The organism is Parcubacteria group bacterium (assembly GCA_016204045.1).
Lineage (GTDB): Bacteria > Patescibacteriota > Minisyncoccia > Phycocordibacterales > UBA2135 > JACQLQ01.
This window is the reverse complement of sequence record JACQLQ010000004.1, coordinates 240,471-261,618: the sequence shown is the minus strand read 5'-3', so window position 1 is coordinate 261,618 and position 21,148 is coordinate 240,471. Positions and strand designations below refer to the sequence as shown.

Sequence of the window (21,148 nt, the reverse complement as noted above, 5' to 3'; positions counted from 1 at the left end):
CCCCATTGAAGTGTGCTAGTATCCCATTTATGCAAGCGGTAATACTGGCGGGCGGTTTAGGAACGCGGCTCCGGCCCCTTACTGACACGATTCCAAAGCCGATGGTTCTCGTGCGCAACCGCCCTTTTCTTGAGCATCTTTTCGCACTCTTGAAAGAAAACGGCATTGTGGACATCCTTGTTCTCACGGGCCACTTGGGGGAGGTTATAGAAAACCATTTTGGTGACGGGAGTACCTACGGTTTGCGGGTAGTATACTCACAGGAGCACGAACCCTTGGGACACGGCGGCGCTCTTCACCTCGCTTACGAAAAGCTTGCTGATTCATTTGTGCTTTTGTACGGAGATAATTTTTTGCCGATTGATTACAGGGACCTTGTTAATTTCTACACAAAGTCGGGGAAGGAGGGCGTTGTAGTGTCGTACCAGTTCAAAGATGAAAGTGAACGGGGCGACAATTACTCAAATAATTTGTGTGTTGATGAGGAGGGTTGCGTCACCGGCTATGAGCAGCGCGGAGTCCCAAACGGCACCCACGCAGAAGCAGGAGCCATGGTGTTCAATAAAAAGGTCCTTGAGTATATTGGAGAAGGCTATACTGACGCCATAGGCAATGTGCTTTTTCCTGAACTCATACGGCGAGGGGAGCTTATAACCTATGTTTCTCCGCACCGGTTCTATGATATAGGCACCCCGCAGAGGCTTAAAGAAGCAGAAGTCTTTTTTGGCTCAAGAAAGTGATTATGATTATTACACGCTCACCATTGCGTATAAGTTTTGTTGGGGGCGGAACCGATCTTCCTGCTTTTTATCGTACATACCCAGGAAGAGTCATTTCGACGACTATCAATAAGTACGTGTACGCGGTCATCCACCCAACGCCGCTTCTCAACAAATTTCTCTTGCGCTACAGCATAACCGAATCAGCGTCTCATCCTAGAGATTTGAAACACCCGAGCATCAAAGCCGCTCTTCTTGATTTGGGTATTACAGACCCAGGTATAGAGATCGGCTCATTCGCTGACCTTCCGAGTAAGACAGGATTAGGTTCTTCCTCTAGTTTTTCCGCCGCTCTTTTAAAAGGGCTCAACATACATTTGGGGCGCAAACTCAGTGCCGAAGAAGTTGCGTGTGGCGCATGCCGTCTGGAAATTGATTTGCTCAAAGAACCAATCGGTAAACAAGATCAATATGCCGCCTCCTACGGCGGGTTAAACCTCATTCAGTTCAACGAGGACGACTCCGTTAACGTTAAGCCACTCTTTCTCGACTTCAAAAAGCGTTCCGCACTCGAGGACCACGTACTCCTTTTCTTCACCGGCATTACGCGCTCGGCCTCTGACGTCTTAAAGACTCAAAGCGCTGACGTAGACAAACACTTCGACACGTACAGAAAAATGTCAGATTCTGTTTTTGATTTTGAGCGATTATTGATTGCGGGCGACATGAAGGGGATGGGAGAGATGCTTCACGATGGGTGGCTGTTAAAGAAAACGCTCGCAAACAATATTTCAAATACGGCCATAGATACTCTCTATGAGGCAGGGCGATCCGCTGGGGCTTGGGGTGGAAAAGTGTTAGGTGCCGGTGGAGGAGGGTGCGTCCTTTTTCTTGCCGACCCGCAAAAACATGATGTGATCCGAAAGATGGTGACAGAGGCCGCCTTGGGAAGTGCACTCTCGGATTTTAGAGAGATACCAGTAAAATTTGTACAATCGGGTACGGATGTGTTATTTAACTACCAACAACAATAGAAAGCCATGAGAGTTTACATCCAAAACTTTATAGACGAGGTTGGGGAAACAATTAAGAAATTGCCCGTTGAAGAAATTGCTCGGGCAATGAACATCATCCAAGCGACGTATGAGCGTGACGGGCGTATTTATATATTCGGAAACGGAGGTTCGCTTGCTCTTGCCACACATTGGGTGAGTGATTTTAACAAAACCGTCTTCAGCTACAACCTCGAAGGACGTACGAAGCGGTTCCAAGCGATTCGAGTCCCTACAACCGAAGAAGAGTTAACAGCATGGGCGAACGACATCGGGTATGACATGGTTTTTGCTGGGCCACTCCAGAACTATATACAGGAAGGCGACTGCGTCATTGCAATCTCAAGCTCCGGCAATTCCGCCAATGTCATTAAGGCGGTCGAGTTGGCAAAAAAGCACCGTGTTCCGGTTATTGGTATTTCCGGTTTTGACGGCGGGAAGCTAAACGAACTTGCCGATGCAAAGATCTTTGTACCCACCCCCAAGGGGCGCTACAGCGTCGTAGAGGGGATTCACGCTGTCATTTTGCACCTATTCACTCAATATTTCCAGGATTCTTTTCAGCACGCCGAGAGAACTTAGACAGTCTAGAGGACGTTATATAGACCAATGAAGACGATATTCATTACCGTCTCCCGAGGGGGCATCATTCGTAATCTGTTCCATACAGGCGTCATACGTGGCCTTCTCGACAAAGGGATGAGGGTCGTTCTACTGACACCGTATTATAAAACCCCAGAACTTTTTGATGCGTTCAAGCACAAGGATTTGTTTATTGAACCGCTGTTTTGGGATCAACGCGAACGGCTACGGGGCTTTTTCCGGGAGTTATCTAAGGGAGCTGTATTCAACAGCAGTGTCTATGCGCGTTACAAGTACAGTATCGGCACGCATAGAAACCCCAACCAGTTTCTACTTCCTTTTCGGATGGCTTTTTTTGCACCGCTAAGATACATCCCAGGGGCCAAAAGACTCATCCGATGGATACATGCTCTTGTAAATCCGCTTCGAGCTCACGACGATCTTTTCGAAAAATATAAACCAGATCTTGTGTTCAACACCGCCTCGGGAGCCGATTGCGGTCTTCTCAATAGCGCCAGGAGATTCGGGGTTACTACCGTTGATATGCCCAAAAGCTGGGATAACGTCTCTCAAGCCCTTTTTCCCACAAAGGCCGACTTTCTCCTAGTCTGGAATAATTTCACTCGAGAGAAGGCTCTGGCACTTCAGGGCTATTCTCCCGAGGAGACTATTGTAACGGGCGTGCCCCAGTTCGATTTTTATGCGAGGAAGGAGGGACTACTTTCTCGAGAAGAGTTTTGCGAGAAGCATAAGTTTGATCCAAAAAAGAAAATTATTCTCTACGGGTCGGGTGGGGCCGAATTGTTTGATGAGACAAAGCATGTACGTCTGATACAAGAGTACATGAAGAAGGGGTTCATTAAAGAGGCCAATATATTGGTGCGTCCGCACCTTGGTTATAAGGGAGACGCGGAGCGCTTCGCGGTACTTCAGGGGGAAGAGGGCTTGAGTGTTGATACAAGCGATAAACAAAACCACGCACTTAGGGATCATTTCGATACTTCTATTGATCATGTCTACAACCTCTTTAATTCGTTGTATCATGCTGATGTGTGCGTGAATTCGGCCTCAACTCTTTCGCTTGATGCTCTTGCGTGCGGGATACCGGTGGTGAACTTCAATTTTGATGTCGATGCATCCGTGGAGGAACATGGTTCGGTGAAGCGCTTATTTGTTAGTGACTATATCAGAGAATTAATGGAGACCCGTGGTACATGGCTTGCCGAGAACAAAGAAGAGTTCCTCCAAATCCTCAAAGGTGTTTTGGAAGAAGGGCGCGAGAGGGAAACAAGAAGAACAATCGATGAATTCATATATAAGCGTGACGGGAAATCCGCAGAGAGAATGGTGCAGGCATTATTTCAGATTCTAACTACGCAATCTTAATATATGTGCGCAATCATTGGTGTCGTTGGAGACGTATTGCCTTCACGGGAAATGTTTGAAAGGGCCCGCGACCTCATGGTGCATCGTGGACCCGACGCCGCAGGGCTTTACTATGAGCCCAAAGAGGGCGTTGCCTTGGGGCATCGACGGCTTTCCATCATTGACCTTTCTCCCGAAGGGCGTCAACCGCTCTTTTCATTTGATGATAGATACGCGATTGTTTTCAATGGTGAGATTTACAATTACCGAGAATTAAAGAATGAGATTGGAAGTAAGTACAAGTTTAAGACACAAACGGATACCGAGGTCTTGCTTGCGGCGTATGTAGTCTGGGGGGAGAAGTGTCTTCAGAAACTTGACGGCATGTTTGCGTTCGCCATCTGGGACAGAAAAGAGAGAGTGCTTTTTGTCGCACGCGACCGGTTGGGCATAAAGCCATTATTTTGGAGCTTTTATAATGATGTTTTCTACTTTTCTTCAGAAATGAAGGGGATTCTTGAGTCAGCGCGGATGTCAAAGGTTCTCAACAAAAGAGCATTCTTAGACTATTTGAGCTATAGATACCCTCTCGGGGAGAGTACTTTTTTTGAAGGGGTCTATTCATTTTTGCCGGGTCACTACGCGTTTGTGACTGAAGGCAAAGCTCCGAAGCCGCAAAAATACTGGGAATTACCTGTCGTTAAGGATAAAAGCGATGCCGGAGAAGAGGAAATTTTGAAACACACAGAAGAAATCCTGAAAAAAGCAGTCAAGTCCCACATGATAAGTGACGTGCCGCTCGGGGCGTATCTTTCTGGAGGACTTGATTCAAGCGCGCTCGTGGGGTTCATGTCGGAGATATCGGATAAGCCGGTCAAAACATTTTCCGTAGGTTTTTCGGAAGAGGGATTCAATGAATTGGGGCACGCACGCATGGTTGCAAAGAAACTCAAGACTGATCACCACGAGATAGTCATGGGGGAGAATGAATATTTTGATATGTTGCCGGAAGCGATTAGGTATAAGGATGCCCCACTTCATGTGCCCAATGAAATTCCGCTCCTCGCCCTCTCCAAGGAACTCAAAAAGCATATTACTGTGGTACTTTCTGGTGAGGGGGCTGATGAACTTTTTGGCGGCTATGGGAGAATATTTCGGAGCGGCGATGATTTTGACCTGATGGCAGGACGACGCAAACTGGAGGCACTATCCCCCGAAGAGCAGAAGACGTTATTCTCCAATTTAAAACAAAAATACGGAGATGCTATTTTTGAGGAACTTGTTGACCACCTTTTGTTTCAGTATCCATATACGGCCTACGAGACCACACGCTCGCTCCTTAGTGGGGAAGTTTTTCCCGAAGCTAAGGATCAGATCTTAAACAGAGAATACATAAAGAGTGAGTTGAAAAAAGCCGAAGGACTGTCTTCCTCAGAGCAGTACGTACATTTTTTCCAAAGAATTCACCTCTTGGGTATATTGGGACGACTGGATAACGCCGCCATGGGAGCATCTGTTGAAGGGCGGGTCCCGTTCATTGACCACAAGGTCGTAGAATATGTTTCGTCCTTACCAATGAAATACAAAATGGCGTGGAAGTCGGAGAGGGACAGAGAGAACGCAAGGGTATTAAATAGTGACCAGATTAGTGATGTCCACGACGTGACAAAATATCTGTTGCGTAAAATCGGGAGCAGATTCCTCCCCAAGGAGATCGCAGAGCGAAAAAAGCTTGGGTTTCCTGTCCCCCTTAATGAATGGTTGTCGGGCTCACTGATAAAGACCGGCAGGGAACTGTTGCTTGCTTCTGACTCCCATTCTGCTTCCCTTTACGACAAAGAGATGCTTTCTCAGAGACTTTCTCCAGGGCGAAATGCTCTTACGGGTCGGGATGTCTGGGCGCTTATCAACCTGGAAGTGTGGATGCGGGAATATGGTGTTCGCCTATAAAGTCTGCTAAACTCTCATGAGAAATTTTGAAAAGAAACAGCCCCCTATGCACCTTTCTCGCATAGCGTCACGCATTCCCGATTTCCACGTACTGCGCATTGACCGATTGGCAAACGACCTCGTCCTCAAAGGTAAAGACGTCATCAAACTCAACTTGGGCAAGTCCGAAGTACCCATGCAGGAAGTTGTTGCTGATGAAGTGGCCAAGAGTATCTATGACAAGGAAAAGCGCGAGATCGTTGACGCGCAAGGACTCCTATCGCTTCGCCAGGCAATCGTCGAGGAGTATGAGAGAACGCATGCCGTCTCAATACGTCCAGACCAAGTCTTTATCAACAACGGAACAAGTCCCTTCTTCCTGATGCTCTATCAGCTGCTGCTTGATCCAGGTGACGAAGTGCTTCTACCTCTCCCGTATTATCCACCATACTTTGCGAACACTGTTATTGCTCGAGTGACCCCCGTTTTCTATTCCGTTACAAGCGACGGAAGAGTTGACCTCGAAGAATTCGAAAGGCGCTTTACCCCAGGGAAAACAAGACTCGTCGTTCTCAACTCGCCGGGGAATCCTCTCGGCAATGTTGTCCGCCGCGAGGAAATGGAGCGCATACTCGAGATTGTGGACGGGCAAGCAGTAGTCGTTTCCGACGAAATATACGACGGGTTTGTATATGGCGATGATTTTTGTCCCATACTTCGCGTGGCTCGGGGAAATAAAGATTGTGTCGTGGTGTTGAACGGCTTTTCAAAGATCCACCACATGTACACCCGGCGTCTAGGCTATGCCATTGTGCCCCAGGAGCTTGTCGAACCGATGCTTCGGTTTCAGCGGCACAATATCGTCTGTGTCGACCCAGTGACACAGTTTGCGGGTCTTGTTTCTCTCCAAAACAGGAAGCAGCTTCTTGAGAAAGAGATACGCAAAGAGATTGCTTCCTACAGAGAGCGATTGGCCCTCGCGAAGACAATACTAGAAGGTACACCGCTCAAGGTTCTGGATCCTTCGGGAAGCTTTTACATGCCCATTGATGTGTCCGCGTGTCTCGGGGGGAGATTTAAAGACTCTCTCACGCTTGCTGAAGCGTTGCTCAGCGAGTCGCTTGTCGCGGTGACCCCTGGTGAGGATTTCGGACGAAATGACCTTTTCCGGGTTGGCCTTACAAATGAGCGCACTATAGAAGGGATAGAGCGAATGCGCGATTTTGCGAAAAAGGAATGTTCATAAAACCCCATTTTCAAGGGGTTTTTTCTATATACACGGGACTTTTTCTCCAAAATAAGTGTTACCATTGAGTACATGAAAGCCGTCATTTGTGCCGCCGGAGAGGGGAAGCGAATGCGCCCCTTGACCCTAAAATATCCCAAGGCACTCCTACCAGTTGGGGAAAAGACAATAATCGAGTATATGCTCGACAATCTTTCTGCGTGCGGCATAACAGAGGTCGTTATCGTAGTTGGTCATTGTAGAGAAGCGGTCCAGGAAAAAGTCGGTGTCCGATACAAAAACTGTTCTATAACATATGTTTTGAACTCGGAGTACGAATCAACAAACAATATCTATTCCTTATGGCTTGCTCGAGATCACATTACGGACGGAATGATTTTTTTTAACGGGGACATCATCTTTCATCCAGGAATTTTGGAGGGCATTCTTTCGAATGATTTTGAGAACAGCTTTGTCGCTGATCCGTCTCCAAAATTGGAAGATGACGCCATGAAGGTTGTCTTGGAAAATGGGAGCATGCGGAAGATCGGCAAACACTTGAAGTCCGATGCGAGCGCGTGGGCGATCGGCATATACAAACTTTCACAGGAAGCGAGTGGGGTGTACTTCAAAGAGGCGGAAAAACTTTTTGAAGCAGGCAACAGAAACATATCCTTTGTTGTTCCGCTTCAAGCGATGGTCGGCAGATTTGCACTTCGAAAGCACAAGGTCTTGCCCCACTATGCATGGGCAGAAGTTGATACCCCGGATGATTACGAGAAGGCGAAGGCGTGCATTGGCACCATTCTTTCTGGCGCGGAAAGCGAAGCAAAAAACATCATTTTTAAAAATTACGAGGAGCTTGCCACTTCGCCGCTTCGAAAGAAGTTGCTTTCGTTAGCGCATGAGGGGATTCAGTCCGCGCTTCCGAAGAGTTTCATGCGTGAGGCGGTAAGGGTTACGCCCGAGAGTCTTTTTGTGCAAGAGAAAGAATTTCCCATCAAGGGAAAACGTATTTTTGTTATCGGTGCCGGCAAGGCTTCTGCCGCAATGGCAGTAGAGCTTGAGCGGATTATCGGTAAAGAAAGAATAACAGCAGGCGTCGTCATCTCAAATGACACAATCCATATTCCAGAAAAGATCGAGATCCACGAAGGGGATCACCCTCTTCCAACAGAGAGGAGTGTTGCCGGGTCTGAAAAAGTTCTCGCACTCAAGCAGAGGTTCAACATACAAGGAGACGATCTTGTCATAGCGTTGGTTTCAGGGGGCGGCTCATCGCTCATGTCATATCCTGCGGAAGGCATTTCACTTGAAGATAAACAGAAGACGATACAAGCACTTATCACAAGCGGGGAAAACGTCCATGGCATCACGATTATAAAAAAGAAAATCTCACGGATTAAAGGCGGGAAGCTTGCCCAACACTTTTACCCAACACCGATAATTTCTCTCGTTCTCTCTGATGTCGTTGGTAACAATCTCGACGTCATCGCCTCGGGCCCTCTCGCGGAAGATTCTTCCACGTATGCCGATGCGTTGCGGATTATCGACAAACGCAACATGAGGGAGAAAATTCCGGAAACCGTCCTCGCATATCTTGAGAGAAACAAAGACATCGATTCAAAGGACGATGAGTTTTCTCATGTGCGCCACCACATTCTTGCAGACAACGACCGAGTACTCCAGAAGATCAAAGAGCGCGCACAAGGCGAAGGTTTAGACGTAGTTGTGAGGTCTCACGTGCAAGGGGAGGCGCGGGAAGTTGCTTATGAGCTGTGCAATCTTGTCCATGAGCACGAAATTAAGCGTCCAACCCTTTTTCTCTTTGGTGGAGAGACAACCGTAACGCTTGATTATCCGCACAAGAAGGGAGGAAGGAATCAGGAATTTGTTCTTGCATGTTTGCAGCATCTCCAGTCTCAGCCATTTGAAGGAGAGTGGTGCGTTGCTTCTGTCGGTACAGATGGTATTGATTTTATTCCCGAATCCGCGGGCGGCATCATTGATGCGCATTCACTGCGTCTTCTAGAAGAAAAAGGACTCGATCCGGCAATATCCTCTTTTTTGGAGTCACACAAAGCAAATCGTCTTCTTTCCCAGATCAACTCGAATATCCATGTCGGCCACCCTACGGGGACAAATGTCTGTGATATAATGATGTTTTTAGTGCTTCCGCAGCTTCGTGGAGAGCTATCGGAAAGTAAGTAACTATGGAGGAGAATAAAAAACTGACTATTGAAGAGGTGAGAAATTATTGGGGGAAGAAAAACATCCCCCAGCAATGGTACTCCCGAAAAGAGCCCTTTACACTGGCGTGGTTTAACGAGCTCTCTTTCAAGCGGTATGACCGCTACTATCCGCACATTAAAAAATGGGCGGAGTTTGAGTATCATCCTGGCGAGCAAGTGCTTGAGATCGGCATTGGCATCGGGACGGACCTCATCGAGTATGCGAAGGGCGGGGCCATTGTCTCCGGAGTTGATTTGGGTCAAGACCAAGTGATGTTGACGAAACTCAACCTCGACTTGCGAAAACTTCCCTACAAAGAGATTAAAGAGGGGAACGCAGAACAGCTGCCGTTCCCTGACAATACATTTGACGTAGTGCTATCTATTGGTGTCGTCCACCACACGCCTAATACACAAAAAGCCATTGATGAAATATATCGTGTGTTAAAGCCAGATGGACAAGCCATGATCTTGGTCTATGCGCGCGGATGGAAACACTACATTAAACGATGCCTCATTCATGGGCTTTTGCTTGGTAAGTGGTGGAAGCATGGTTTTGATTGGAAAAAGGTCTATAGCGAGGTCTCGGAAGTCCATGGGAGTGCACCAAAAACCGACGTTTACACCAGGGGGCAAGTGAAAAAATTCTTTAGGAAGTTCGGAGATGTTGAGGTTAAGAAAAAACGACTAGGAGAATTCTTTGAGTATAAACCCTACAACACACTGAAGCTTCCTGACTTTGTTAAAAACATCCTTTTTTTGCTCAATGCCGAGGGGATCTTGGGTGAGAACTGGATGGTTCGCGCACTGAAGCGGCCTTTTCCCAAAGAAGCTAAGCTTTGGGAGGTATGGTTCAAACATTATTAAAATGAAGTACACACTGAAACAAATTCTTGCGACACGCTATGACCCAGGGAGAAGCGTATCTCGAAAGATCGAAGAACGTCTTATACCCATTAACGCTATTGGGAAGTTGTTGGCGCCATACCCCGCATATCTGTATCTCAACCTTGGTCTCAAGCCGGACCATATAACCTTTATTAGCTTTCTTTTTATTGGCGCGGCTGCATATTTTTTTGTCATTGGTAATCCTCTCGTGGCAGTCATATCTCTCCTCCTCTTCATTCTTCATGATTCCGTCGACGGCGACATGGCGCGTGTGCGCGGAGCTTCTTCATATGGAGCCATCATGGATTCCTTTGGCGCTGACATCTTTTACTCCGTTGTCCCCGTATCTGTAGGGTACTATCTTTTTTCATTGAATGTCTCCGTGTACGCTCTCACTCCGTCGTCTATACTTTTTCTATCTGCGCTTACTTCGATCTCCTTTCTTTTCTACCGTCTCACGAACACAAAGATACTGACTTTCTTTTGGGACAAGGGCGGGAAAGAAAAGACCAGTGTTTTTGACGATGTAAGTGAAGCGGGGTCTCCCCCAGGATTATTTGTCCGTCTCGCGAAGATATATCACCACACGCTTATCAAAGGAAATTTCTTTGCCGAACCCGGTATTGTAACCTGGATTACCATTCTCGCACTTCTCAAGCAGTGGGAGTTTCTGGGGGGCTATATGATTCTTATATTGCTCTACAACCTTGGCTATCTTGTGCCAAACTTTGCACGCACTTATTTTTCTTTTCTTGCGTATGAAAAAGGAGTAAGTCGCGAGGCGGGCAAGTAACATTATATGTGTGCAATAATCGGAGCCCTTGGGGTGACTCTTCCTCGGGAACAAGTTGAACATGCGCGAGATAGCATGACGCATCGTGGACCTGACGATGCGGGACTTTATTATGATGCCAAAGAGGGTGTCGCACTAGGGCATAGGCGGCTTTCAATCATCGACCTTACACAGGCCGGGCACCAACCTTTTGTCTCAAATGACGGGCGTTTTATCATTGTCTACAACGGCGAGGTATATAACTACGTAGAACTCAAGGAGGAGTTAAAGGGTATGTATGAGTTCAAAACAGAGACTGACACCGAAGTCCTTCTTGCTGCGTATATGGCATGGGGCGAAAAATGCCTCAACCGACTTAACGGGATGTTCGCTTTTGCCATATGGGATAAAAAGGAGAAAAAGCTTTTTTGTGCGCGAGACAGAATGGGAGTGAAGCCGTTTTTCTATACAGTGCAAAGGAACGCATTTTATTTTTCTTCTGAAATAAAAGGACTTCATGCCCTTGGTTTTGGGAAAGCCCCCAACGAACGAATGATATTTGATTATCTCTATTACGGGCTTTATGACCATACGAACGAAACCTTCTTTTCTGACATACAAAAATTGCCAGCGGGGAGTTACCTCCTGTGGGAGAACGGGGCTATTACCATCTCCTCGTATTGGGATCTTAAAAACCACGGAAGCTTAAAGGGGGGAGACACACAGGATGCCGAGTCCTTGAAGGGGCGGTTCAAAGAGCTTCTTGCCGATGCGATAAGGATTCGCTTCAGAAGTGATGTGCCCGTAGGTATCAATCTTTCGAGTGGGCTTGATTCCAATACGCTGCTTTATTTCTCAAAAAAAATCCTGAATCAGGATTTGCCGTCTTTCTCGTTTTGCTATGAAGACGAAAGGTACAATGAATGCCGATCTATTGAAGCACATCTGAATCAAGCGCAAAGGGCAAGGTGGCATACGACAAGCATATCTCCCGAAACTATCCTTACTGAAGCAGCTCGCATGAATCTTGTGCAAGGGGAGCCCTATGGTGGCATTCCAACACTTGCCCACGACCATCTGTTCCGAATGGCGCGGGAGAAGGGCGTGACCGTACTTTTGGAGGGGCAAGGAGGTGATGAGATCCTTGGGGGGTATTCGTACTATCGACACGAATACGAAAAAGACAGAGGGGGAGAACCTACGCAAAAAAGAGTTGCCCCTAGCTTGTATGGACAGGACGCATCCTCATTGCGACGAGCCAACATTTTGAACGATGACTTTGTAAAAAAGCATGAAAAGAACGCGATCTTTTTTGAGGCTCCTCTTGATTCACATGTGCAGAATGCGCAGTATAGAGATATTGCTCATACAAAATTGCCGCGTGTTCTTAGATTCCACGATCACATGAGCATGGCGTATGGCACTGAACTACGACTACCCCTTCTGGACTATCGTTTAGTTGAGTTTTGCTTCTCTCTCCCCATTCAATATAAAATTAATGAGCTTTCCCAAAAGGTTCTCATTCGTGAAGCGATGGGGGAATATTTGCCAGATATCGTCGGCGCGACCGAAAAGAAGACATTCAGCAGTGTGCAGGGCGATTGGTTTAGGAAGTATCATAAGGAGATGATTTTGGAGATACTCAATTCGCCGTCATTTAAACGAAGACCCTATTGGAACCACGAAGTTCTCGGAAGGCAGGTGGAGGACTTTTGGAAGGGGAATCAGGACAATTCCTTTTTTATCTGGCAATGCGTAAACCTCGAATTATGGTTTAGAGCATTTATAGATTAATGACATTATTTAACCCCCAAGACAAACAAATACTTGTCACGTATCATTATGTACGCGATCCTGATCCTAAGTTCTCGGCAATTCATTCATGCCCGGTAGCGGAATTTGATCGGCAGATTGCCTTTTTGAAAGAGCAATTCGCCGTTGTCTCAATCCCCGAAGTTTTCGAGGCGGCCCGCGAGAAGTCTGACAAGAGGGTGTGCGCCGTAACTTTTGATGACGGACTCAAGGACAACTTTGAGAACGCCGTCCCTATATTAGAGAAACACGCTGTAAAACATGCGACCTTTTTCCCCATTACCGAAACATTCGAAAATGTACTTCCAGCAACGCACAAGATACATATCATCCTTTCTTATGTCCCGACAGAAAAACTCGTCGAGGAGTTCAATGTTTTTTTAAGGGAAACTAATCCGGACAAGGTCGCTACGTATACTATTCCTAAAGATAGGCGAATTACGGAAGCAAGAAAGGTGTGGGACGATGTATTTACAGCAAACTTTAAGGAGACCATGAACATCATCCCGCTTGAGATGAGAGATGCCTTTTTGCAAAGAGTTTTTCTTACTTTGGGCCTCGACGAGAAGGAGTTCGCGCGCGACCTCTTCATGTCGACAGTAGAAATTGAGGAACTGGGTAGAAAAGGGTTTGCCATCGGAAGCCACGGTCACACACATACCCCCTTCGATCGTTTGGGTGAAAAAGAGGTGAGGCACGAAGTCATTAAGTCAAAAGAGGGATTGGGTCGTATACTGGGGAGAGAGGTTACGTTGCTTTCCTATCCCCAGGGGGGCGCTCCAGAATATGCGTCCGTGGTTCTTAAGGAAGAAGGGTTCACGCACGCGCTTACAACCGAAAAGCGAGGGGTTTCGGAGACGGACAGTCAGTTTCGTATTCCTCGTTATGATACGAATAATATAAGAGATTTCCTGGAAAAGGTCTAAAGACCTTTTCCTGCTTTTTCGGGTTTAAGTATCTATATTTATGAGGATTGTTGTATTCACAAGTAATGCCTTAAGGCATAAATATATAGCTAATACGCTTGCAAAGAGCGCTTCCGAATGTCTTGTAGTGTCCGAGTGCAAATCCTACGATGGCGTAGTCCCTTCGGAGGAGAGCGCTCTCGTGAAGAAGCATTTTGCTTTACGACTTGAAACAGAGCAGAAATTTTTTGGTGAGCACGAAACATTTCATGCTCCCACACTCCCGATACTTCACAAAGAAGTTAACACACCTTTTGTGTATGAGGCGGTGAAGAGATTTCGTCCTGATGCGGCATTCGTATTCGGATCTTGGATCTTGAAAGAGCCCCTCCTCTCGCTCATTCCGTCAGGGAAGTTCATAAACATGCACCTCGGTCTTTCCCCCTACTACCGAGGATCGGGAACTAACTTCTGGCCTATTGTTAATAAAGAGCCCCAGTATGTAGGCGCCACCTTACTTCACATTGACGCAGGGATAGATTCCGGGGATATCATTGCACACGTTCGTCCCCAGATAGCCCCAGAAGATACTGTGCACACACTCGGATGCAAGACGATTGTGGAAGGAGGCAAAGCCCTCCTCGCGATCCTGGAAACACTCGAGAGCGGCAAAGCGCTTCAAAGGACGAAGCAGTGGGCGGGTGGAGAGGACAAGTTTTACAAAAAGATTGATTTCAACGAAGGGGTATTGAAAAAGTATTACGAAATTCTTGAGAGCGGCATACTTTCCAAGTATCTTGAGGAGCGGCCTTCAGACCCGCGTTTAATAGCATTAGGGTAGAGTAAACACCATGAAAAAAGATATTAAAGAAAAAGACATGCTTAGAAAATTCCTAGAAGTTTTTTGGCTACGGCCTGAAAACGCATTGTGGTGTGCGTATCAGGACAGTGCGTATCAAAAAGGTCCGCACAAGCTCACATCCCCGTCACTTGATTTTGGGGCGGGGAACGGGCTTTTGAGTTTTGTGTCTATGGGTGGCGTAATCTCGCCCGAATACGATTTTTTCACCAACGCCGGTAGTCTCGACGCCTTTCACCAGGGAGTTGATATTTACGACTCGTTTTCTAACCCAGGGAAGCCGGAGTACATTATAAAGAAGCCCGACCAAGTTATTGATTTTGCCCTCGACCACAAAGAGAACCTGCTTAAGCAAGCCGAGTTTCTTGGAGTGTATGAGAAACTCATCACCGCAGATGGAAACAAGGCATGGCCCATTGAGTCGGAGTCGCTCGGATCCGTCATTTCAAACGTCTTGTACTGGCTTTCTGACAAGCATCACTCTTTTCGTGAGCTCCATCGCATTTTAAAGAAGGACGGCAAGGCGTTTTTGTTTTTACAGACGAAGAATTTCACAAAGTTTTGTATTTCATATCATCCCGAAAATTATCCCGGATACGAACAGACCTTGAGGAAACTCAATCGCAACAGGATAGAGTCGCATTTGTGGCAGACTGATCTCAAAGAATTGCAGGAGATGGCCACGCAGTACAACTTTAAGCTTGTCCACCACCAATATTGCTATTCGAAGCTCTTCCTCACCATGTGGGACATTGGTCTCCGCCCGCTTTCACCGGTCTTGATCGATATGGCAAACTCTTTCAGTGCTGAGGAAAGAAAAAAATACAAAGAAAAATGGGTGGATATTCTCTACGAGATATTGAAGCCGGTCTACGATCAAGAGACAGAAAAAGATTTGAAAGAAGGGGGGTATATTTTTGTTGTCTTGCAAAAAAAATAAATGGCAAAGAAGCTCAAAACCATTTTCATTGTTATTACACGTGGGTTTCTTGCCCGCGGTATTTTGCGCAGTGGCGTCCTCGACGGCCTTAAGAAGGCGGGATACAAGATTGTTATTTTCTTTCCGTCCCAGAACGGAGAAGTCGCCGATTATCTTCGTAAAGAATTTGAAGATGAACACGTCATTCTTGAGGGGGCTCCAGATATCCACATTCGGGGGTATTCCTTTTTCTCGTGGCAGACAAGTTTTTTGGTCTACAGTGGGTCATCGTGGGTGTATAGCCAAATTAATCTTAAGCGGCTGCAAAAGGCTCAGTACTGGAAGTATTTTGACCTTTTCTTCTACGGGACATTGAGTAAGTTCCATTTTCTGAAAACAGTCACCCGTTTTTTGGAAAAAAAAGTATTTCCAGCTTCTGCGTACGGTAAGTATTTTGATACCCACAAACCGGATTTAGTTTTTTCCACATCGGTAATGGGGAAACTCGATATAAGTATGATGAAGGAAGCGGAGCGGCGAGGAGTCCCGACAGTGTCTATGCCTAAAAGCTGGGACAATGTGACCATGCAACTGTATCGGTTCGTCCCCGACCATCTGGTCGTGCAAAACGAGATCATGAAGAGAGAGGTTGCTCGTGTCCAGAGAATTGATCCTGCTCAAATCTCCGTTTCCGGTTTCCCGCAGTTTGATTGGTATCGAAGGCCAGAGATACTAGTGAGTCGTGATGAGTTCTGCCATTCCTATGGCGTCGATCCAGAGAGGAAGATTATCTTTTATGGTTCAGAAGGGGCGTGGTCAGGCGACGATCAGCATATCGTCTCCTTGCTTTCTCACTGGGTAAAGAACGACATGCTTGGGGAAAAATGTGCATTAATAATCCGACCCCACTTTTCAGAGAAAGATCGTGGTAGGTTCGATGAGTTCAAGGGTTCGAACGTGATAGTAGACGACAATTTTACAACGTCGGATTTTCTGAAGCCATGGGATCCTAATGTTTCTGAAACGAAGAAATTCACCAATTTGCTTCACCACTGTGATGCGCTGGTCGCGGTTGCTTCAACACTTACGTTAGACGGGGTTTGTTTTGATAAACCCCTGATTAATGTGGCGTTCAAGATCCTCCTTCATCCGAAAACAGGGGAAGATATCTCAAGCATTTGGTACGATTCAGATCATTACCGATGGGTCATGGCCGCCGGGGGTGTTGACGTAGTGAAATCAGAAGAGGCTCTTAAGGAAAGTCTGAACCTCTACCTCCTTGACCCTGCGCGAAAAAGAGAGGAAAGAAAGAGGCTGCTCGAACAGCTCTGTTTTAAGGTTGATGGCAAATCCTCAGACAGAATCATTGATGTTATACGAAAAATAGTAGGTGACGCCCGCGCATAACACGTGTCATTATGAAAAAACTTTTTAAAAGTTTCTTACACAACATCAGTCTGCTCAAGCGAGGGTTTGGGCCCTACAAAAAACAGATTGCGGTCCTGACACTAGTCGGTTTTTTAAGCGGCCTCCTTGAGGGTGTGGGGGCGAACGCTTTGATACCCCTCTTCTCTTTTATTACTGGAGATGGGGCAGGTGGGGAAGATTTTGTCTCAAGGTCAATTGAGCGTGTCTTTGGTTTTGTCGGAGTCGATTTCACATTAACGTATCTGCTCTTTTTCATTGCCGCGCTTTTTATCTTAAAGGCAATGGTCTTATTTATTGGTTCGTACATACAATACAAGATAGCGTATGGGTATGAAAAAAGAGTCCGCACAGAACTTTTTGAAAAGTCCCTTCGCTCGACATGGGGGTACTTGCTCAACCAAAAAATCGGTCACTTGGAAAAGATACTTTCAGTTGAGGTGAGATACGTGATGCGTCTTTTGGAGACAGTGAGCTCCCTCGTGCTTATTCTGACGAGCTTACTTGTTTTCCTCGCAATTGCATTCAATATATCCATTCAAACTACTTCGATTGCCCTGGCCACAGGCATTGTCGTCATGATTGTATTCCAGCCGCTTATCAACAAGATACGCAAGATAACTCGAGAAGTTGCCTCAAGGGGGCGTGACATAGCGCACTTTGTTAATGAGAATGTGCTTGGCATGAAGACGATCAAAGCGATGTCTGTAACGAGCCCCGTCTCTCTCGTGGGAGAATCGAATTTTGAAGCATTGCGCCTTTTACAGATTAGGCGCTCTCTTTTGAGTAATGCTTTTGGGTCTTTTTTCCAGCCGTTCGGTGTGGTCTTTGTCCTAGTACTCTTTGCTGTTTCCTATAAGACGAGTACGTTTAGTCTCCCCGCTTTTATAGCAATTGTGTATCTGATACAGAGAATCTTCACTCAGGTGCATGGATTCCAGACCCATACCCAGACCATCTTTGGCATGCTCCCGTACCTTGAGAATGTGCTTTCGTATCAAGAACATGTAGTCCAAAACCAAGAACAGGATGAAGGCAGTAAGCCGTTTCGCTTTGAGAAAACATTTTCTTTCAACAACATCTCTTTTGGTTATAAAGCGGACAAGAATGTTCTTTCAAACATTTCCTTCCAGATCGCGAAGGGTTCATTTATCGGGCTCATCGGTCCCTCTGGTGCCGGCAAGACCACAATTGTTGATCTTGTGCTCCGCCTCTTTAAGCCCAATTCAGGAGATATTCTTGTAGACGGTATTTCAATTTCCGAGATTGACTTACACGAGTTTAGGAAAAAAGTAGGATATGTCTCTCAAGATCTGCATCTCATAAACGATACAGTTGCGAACAATATACGTTTTTTTGATGACGCGATAACCGATGCGAAGATTCAAGAGGCGGCGAAGCAAGCAAACATCCAAGATACAATCACATCCTTGCCTAATGGTTTTGATTCGATAGTGGGTGAACGTGGAGTTCAGTTTTCTGCTGGCCAACGGCAAAGAATTGTTATCGCACGCGTACTTGCTCGGAACCCCCGCTTTTTGATCTTGGACGAGGCGACAAGCGCTCTGGATAATGAATCGGAGAAAAAGATCCAAGAAGTCATTGAGAACCTTAAGGGCAAAATAACAGTTTTAGTCATTGCGCACCGGCTTGGAACAGTGATGAATTGCGACGAACTCCTTGTTCTTGATCGCGGAGAGATCATCGAAAAGGGAAAGCCAAAAGATTTGTTGGCCAATGAGCAGGCGTATTTCTACAAAATGTACAACATACGAGAATGAGATATATGAAAATTTTTCTAATCGACTTCATTACTGAACAGCTAGTAAAAAGCGCCTACGAACTTAAAGGGCGAGGTTTGGATATTGTCTATTGGGTGGGGGAGAAGCCCTACTTCGCTAAGGCCTGCGAGGACAGAGATGCGTTTCCAAACACTATTTTTCACACTACGTTTGATGCTGTACGTGGAGTTCCAGCGTCAGGAGTTTCTACTGAACTTTTTGAACCTCCGAGTAAAGAATTAATCGAGGAGATGCTTCCGTGCGAATCACAGGTTTTGATTATGATGAACAGCATCGACTATACAGGCATTCCCTTGGCGAGGAAGAAGCACCTCTATTACGAGTACCTCTCGTACTGGAGCGGAGTGTTACGACACTACAAACCGGACGCGGTTCTCTTTCACGATATTCCTCACCTGGCGCATGCATATGTGCTGTATTGTCTTGCCAAGAAGATGAACATAAAAACCATCATGCAATCGCCACTCCGAGGCGTCACTGATCGGCTTATCTTCTACGATGATTTCATGAATTATTCAAAGCTAGTGTCTGCGTACGGAGATGTCAAGAAAAAGAAGTTCTCACTTCATGATCTCGGTCCCGATTTCCAAGAGTGCTACAAAAGCCAGCGAAGTCTCAAACTTGACCCCCGCCCCGTCTATATACGCAACAACAGTTACGACAGAATTGAACAGGCAATGCGTTTTTTCCCGAGTCTCGGATCTGTCGTGAGAAACATTGAGCACCTCACCTTCTTCAAGACCACAGCGGGTTACTTGTGGGTGCTTTTTAGGAGGAGGGTGCTTTTGAGCATTGATGGACTCTCCTATACAGGTCTCGGATTAAAAATACAATTTCTCAAATGGGCTCGAAAAAGAAGGGCGTTTCAAAGAGAGTACGAGTCTTTAGTGATGCCCCCAGATTTTTCAAAGAAATTTGTTTATGTGCCACTTCATTTTCAACCCGAACGCTCGACAAGCTCGGAGGGTGGTGTTTTTGTCGATCAAATCTTGATGATAGAGATGTTGTCGAAAGCACTTCCGCGGGATTGGGTTATCTATGTAAAAGAATATAATGCCCAGTGGAAGCTCACCCGCGCGCATCTCGGGAGATACGAAGGGTATTATCAAGAAATCTTAAAACTTCCTAATGTGGTGTTTCTCCCTGTCGAAACATCAACATTTGATCTGATACAGAAGTCGGAGGCCGTTGCGACAGTGACGAGCACAGCAGGTCTCGAGGCGATTTTGCGCCAAAAGCCACTGCTCTTGTTCGGCTATACATGGTTTATGCATTACGACGAAGTGTTTCGAGTCTCTAATGTCTCTGATTGCAGAGAGGCATTTAAAAAGATCGCTCATGGTTTTATCCCCAACGAGCAAGGAATTATCGATTTTCTGGCGGCACTCGAAAAAATAAGCGTCGTTGGTCATTACCGCCGGGGTATAAATAAAGGAAGAGAGATAAGCGATGAAGAGAACATCCGTATTGTTACCGAAGGTTATTACAATGAATTACATTCTGGATTTCAGTCATAAGACCCCCGCATGTACACCCCCGGACAAGAAGGTAAAGACAAAGACTCTGTCGCGCTCTATACAGGAGCCGTCTTGAATGATGTTCCGGTTCCATTTTTTTTAGAGAGCTTTCTACAGAAAAAAGATGTCAAAAACAGTCTTTGGAATCTTTTCCAAGGGGCAAGTGGTGACGTCCCGCTTGATTTTTTGCGTAGTACCTCTGACCCACAAGAAGCCGACTTTCTTCTTTTGCCACACGATTATAATTTTTTAGAGAAAACAGGTAATCTCCAACTTGTTTCCGAATTTGTTACTCTTGCCAAAACACACGGCAAGAAGATACTCGTTTTTGCAATGGGTGATTCAGATGGGCATATTGATGTTCCGCACTCTTTCGTGATCAGGTATTCCCAGTATAAGTACAAGAAAAGAGAGAATGAAATAATTGCGCCACCCTATTTGCCAATTTTTAAAACAAGCGGACTCGAAGAGTATAGAAGGAAAACCTGGGAAAACCTTATTCTCAGACACAAGCGAGAGAAACCGACGGTCAGCTTTTATGGTTGGGCTGATTTCCCCAGTCTCTATCGCAAATGTACCTATGCCTGTAGGGTACTTTTTTCCGACCTAAAAAAACATCTTTTTTTTGACAAACACGCTGATCTGCACAAGCCAGGCATTTATTTTAGGAGGAAAGCTATTGAAACGTTGGCAAAGTCCTCTCTTCTCAAAACAGATTTTTTTATGAGAAAATCTTTCTTTTCTAAAGGGGGTCGCGACGGGAGAGATGTGATAAACGCCAAAGACGTTGAGCAGTCGTACGTACAGAGTATTTTAGAATCTGATTTCGTGCTTGCCCCGAAGGGGATGGGGAATACATCCACAAGATTTTTTGAGGCACTATCACTCGGGCGCATGCCCGTCCTTGTCGATACTGATTATGTATTCCCACTTGCTAAGCATATCGATTACAGCAAGTTTGTTCTGTCCGTTGATCATAGTCGCATGAAGGACCTTGAGTCTACGATCGTAAACTTTTATAACTCGTTGAGTGACGAGGAGTACAAGAAGAGGCAAAAGATGGCGCGTGATGCCTTTTTGTCTTTGCGCCCCGGTGCATTTTTGAAGACGGTGCTTTTCGAATTGAAAGAGGGGCAGTTAAAATAG

At 46.1% G+C, this 21,148-nt stretch carries 17 protein-coding genes; all 17 read left to right on the top strand.

Annotated features, from left to right (window positions below):
• The first annotated feature begins 29 nt into the window (after positions 1–29).
• On the top strand, positions 30–740 hold the full coding sequence (locus HY455_03775) for an NTP transferase domain-containing protein (GenBank protein MBI4118627.1): 711 nt from the start codon (positions 30–32) through the stop codon (positions 738–740).
• Positions 741–742: 2 nt separating this feature from the next.
• Positions 743–1,753 (top strand): GHMP kinase, encoded by a 1,011-nt coding sequence (locus tag HY455_03770; GenBank protein MBI4118626.1) that lies wholly within the window; start codon positions 743–745, stop codon positions 1,751–1,753.
• 6 nt (positions 1,754–1,759) lie between these two features.
• A complete protein-coding gene (locus HY455_03765; GenBank protein MBI4118625.1) occupies positions 1,760–2,353 on the top strand; it encodes an SIS domain-containing protein in 594 nt (197 codons plus the stop codon).
• 27 nt (positions 2,354–2,380) lie between these two features.
• Entirely contained in the window at positions 2,381–3,739 is a 1,359-nt protein-coding gene (locus HY455_03760) for a CDP-glycerol glycerophosphotransferase family protein (GenBank protein ID MBI4118624.1), read from the top strand.
• A gap of 3 nt (positions 3,740–3,742) precedes the next feature.
• The gene (gene asnB / locus HY455_03755; protein MBI4118623.1) at positions 3,743–5,668 is read left to right on the top strand and encodes an asparagine synthase (glutamine-hydrolyzing); all 1,926 of its coding nucleotides are present in this window, start codon (positions 3,743–3,745) and stop codon (positions 5,666–5,668) included.
• Positions 5,669–5,684: 16 nt separating this feature from the next.
• Positions 5,685–6,893, top strand: a complete 1,209-nt coding sequence (locus HY455_03750) for an aminotransferase class I/II-fold pyridoxal phosphate-dependent enzyme (protein MBI4118622.1) — start codon at positions 5,685–5,687, stop codon at positions 6,891–6,893.
• 72 nt (positions 6,894–6,965) lie between these two features.
• A complete protein-coding gene (locus tag HY455_03745) occupies positions 6,966–9,083 on the top strand; it encodes a DUF4147 domain-containing protein (protein ID MBI4118621.1) in 2,118 nt (705 codons plus the stop codon).
• Between the two features lie 2 nt (positions 9,084–9,085).
• The gene (locus HY455_03740; GenBank protein MBI4118620.1) at positions 9,086–9,970 is read left to right on the top strand and encodes a class I SAM-dependent methyltransferase; all 885 of its coding nucleotides are present in this window, start codon (positions 9,086–9,088) and stop codon (positions 9,968–9,970) included.
• A gap of 1 nt (position 9,971) precedes the next feature.
• A complete protein-coding gene (locus tag HY455_03735) occupies positions 9,972–10,784 on the top strand; it encodes a CDP-alcohol phosphatidyltransferase family protein (GenBank protein ID MBI4118619.1) in 813 nt (270 codons plus the stop codon).
• A gap of 6 nt (positions 10,785–10,790) precedes the next feature.
• Entirely contained in the window at positions 10,791–12,557 is a 1,767-nt protein-coding gene (gene asnB / locus HY455_03730) for an asparagine synthase (glutamine-hydrolyzing) (protein ID MBI4118618.1), read from the top strand.
• Positions 12,557–13,501, top strand: coding sequence for a polysaccharide deacetylase family protein (locus tag HY455_03725; protein ID MBI4118617.1), 945 nt, complete (start codon positions 12,557–12,559; stop codon positions 13,499–13,501). The genes asnB (HY455_03730) and HY455_03725 overlap by 1 nt, the downstream gene beginning before the upstream one ends.
• Positions 13,502–13,541: 40 nt before the next feature.
• Entirely contained in the window at positions 13,542–14,321 is a 780-nt protein-coding gene (locus tag HY455_03720; protein MBI4118616.1) for a hypothetical protein, read from the top strand.
• Positions 14,322–14,331: 10 nt separating this feature from the next.
• On the top strand, positions 14,332–15,279 hold the full coding sequence (locus HY455_03715; GenBank protein ID MBI4118615.1) for a methyltransferase domain-containing protein: 948 nt from the start codon (positions 14,332–14,334) through the stop codon (positions 15,277–15,279).
• Positions 15,280–16,665 carry a CDP-glycerol glycerophosphotransferase family protein gene (locus HY455_03710; GenBank protein ID MBI4118614.1) on the top strand — a complete coding sequence of 462 codons (1,386 nt, stop codon included), beginning with the start codon at positions 15,280–15,282 and terminating at the stop codon, positions 16,663–16,665.
• Between the two features lie 11 nt (positions 16,666–16,676).
• A complete protein-coding gene (locus HY455_03705) occupies positions 16,677–18,464 on the top strand; it encodes an ABC transporter ATP-binding protein (protein ID MBI4118613.1) in 1,788 nt (595 codons plus the stop codon).
• Positions 18,465–18,469: 5 nt separating this feature from the next.
• Positions 18,470–20,002: a hypothetical protein gene (locus tag HY455_03700; GenBank protein MBI4118612.1), complete on the top strand. Its 1,533-nt coding sequence runs from the start codon at positions 18,470–18,472 to the stop codon at positions 20,000–20,002.
• A gap of 9 nt (positions 20,003–20,011) precedes the next feature.
• Positions 20,012–21,148, top strand: a complete 1,137-nt coding sequence (locus HY455_03695; protein MBI4118611.1) for an exostosin family protein — start codon at positions 20,012–20,014, stop codon at positions 21,146–21,148.

Bases quoted from the DNA above. Each gene is read 5' to 3' on its own strand.
- HY455_03695 (MBI4118611.1), top strand. From the start codon at position 20,012: ATGTACACCCCCGGACAAGAAGGTAAAGACAAAGACTCTGTCGCGCTC.
- HY455_03715 (MBI4118615.1), top strand. From the start codon at position 14,332: ATGAAAAAAGATATTAAAGAAAAAGACATGCTTAGAAAATTCCTAGAA.
- asnB (MBI4118618.1), top strand. From the start codon at position 10,791: ATGTGTGCAATAATCGGAGCCCTTGGGGTGACTCTTCCTCGGGAACAA.
- HY455_03750 (MBI4118622.1), top strand. From the start codon at position 5,685: ATGAGAAATTTTGAAAAGAAACAGCCCCCTATGCACCTTTCTCGCATA.
- HY455_03775 (MBI4118627.1), top strand. From the start codon at position 30: ATGCAAGCGGTAATACTGGCGGGCGGTTTAGGAACGCGGCTCCGGCCC.
- HY455_03745 (MBI4118621.1), top strand. From the start codon at position 6,966: ATGAAAGCCGTCATTTGTGCCGCCGGAGAGGGGAAGCGAATGCGCCCC.
- HY455_03770 (MBI4118626.1), top strand. From the start codon at position 743: ATGATTATTACACGCTCACCATTGCGTATAAGTTTTGTTGGGGGCGGA.
- HY455_03705 (MBI4118613.1), top strand. From the start codon at position 16,677: ATGAAAAAACTTTTTAAAAGTTTCTTACACAACATCAGTCTGCTCAAG.
- HY455_03735 (MBI4118619.1), top strand. From the start codon at position 9,972: ATGAAGTACACACTGAAACAAATTCTTGCGACACGCTATGACCCAGGG.
- HY455_03765 (MBI4118625.1), top strand. From the start codon at position 1,760: ATGAGAGTTTACATCCAAAACTTTATAGACGAGGTTGGGGAAACAATT.
- HY455_03700 (MBI4118612.1), top strand. From the start codon at position 18,470: ATGAAAATTTTTCTAATCGACTTCATTACTGAACAGCTAGTAAAAAGC.
- HY455_03725 (MBI4118617.1), top strand. From the start codon at position 12,557: ATGACATTATTTAACCCCCAAGACAAACAAATACTTGTCACGTATCAT.
- HY455_03710 (MBI4118614.1), top strand. From the start codon at position 15,280: ATGGCAAAGAAGCTCAAAACCATTTTCATTGTTATTACACGTGGGTTT.
- HY455_03720 (MBI4118616.1), top strand. From the start codon at position 13,542: ATGAGGATTGTTGTATTCACAAGTAATGCCTTAAGGCATAAATATATA.
- HY455_03740 (MBI4118620.1), top strand. From the start codon at position 9,086: ATGGAGGAGAATAAAAAACTGACTATTGAAGAGGTGAGAAATTATTGG.
- HY455_03760 (MBI4118624.1), top strand. From the start codon at position 2,381: ATGAAGACGATATTCATTACCGTCTCCCGAGGGGGCATCATTCGTAAT.
- asnB (MBI4118623.1), top strand. From the start codon at position 3,743: ATGTGCGCAATCATTGGTGTCGTTGGAGACGTATTGCCTTCACGGGAA.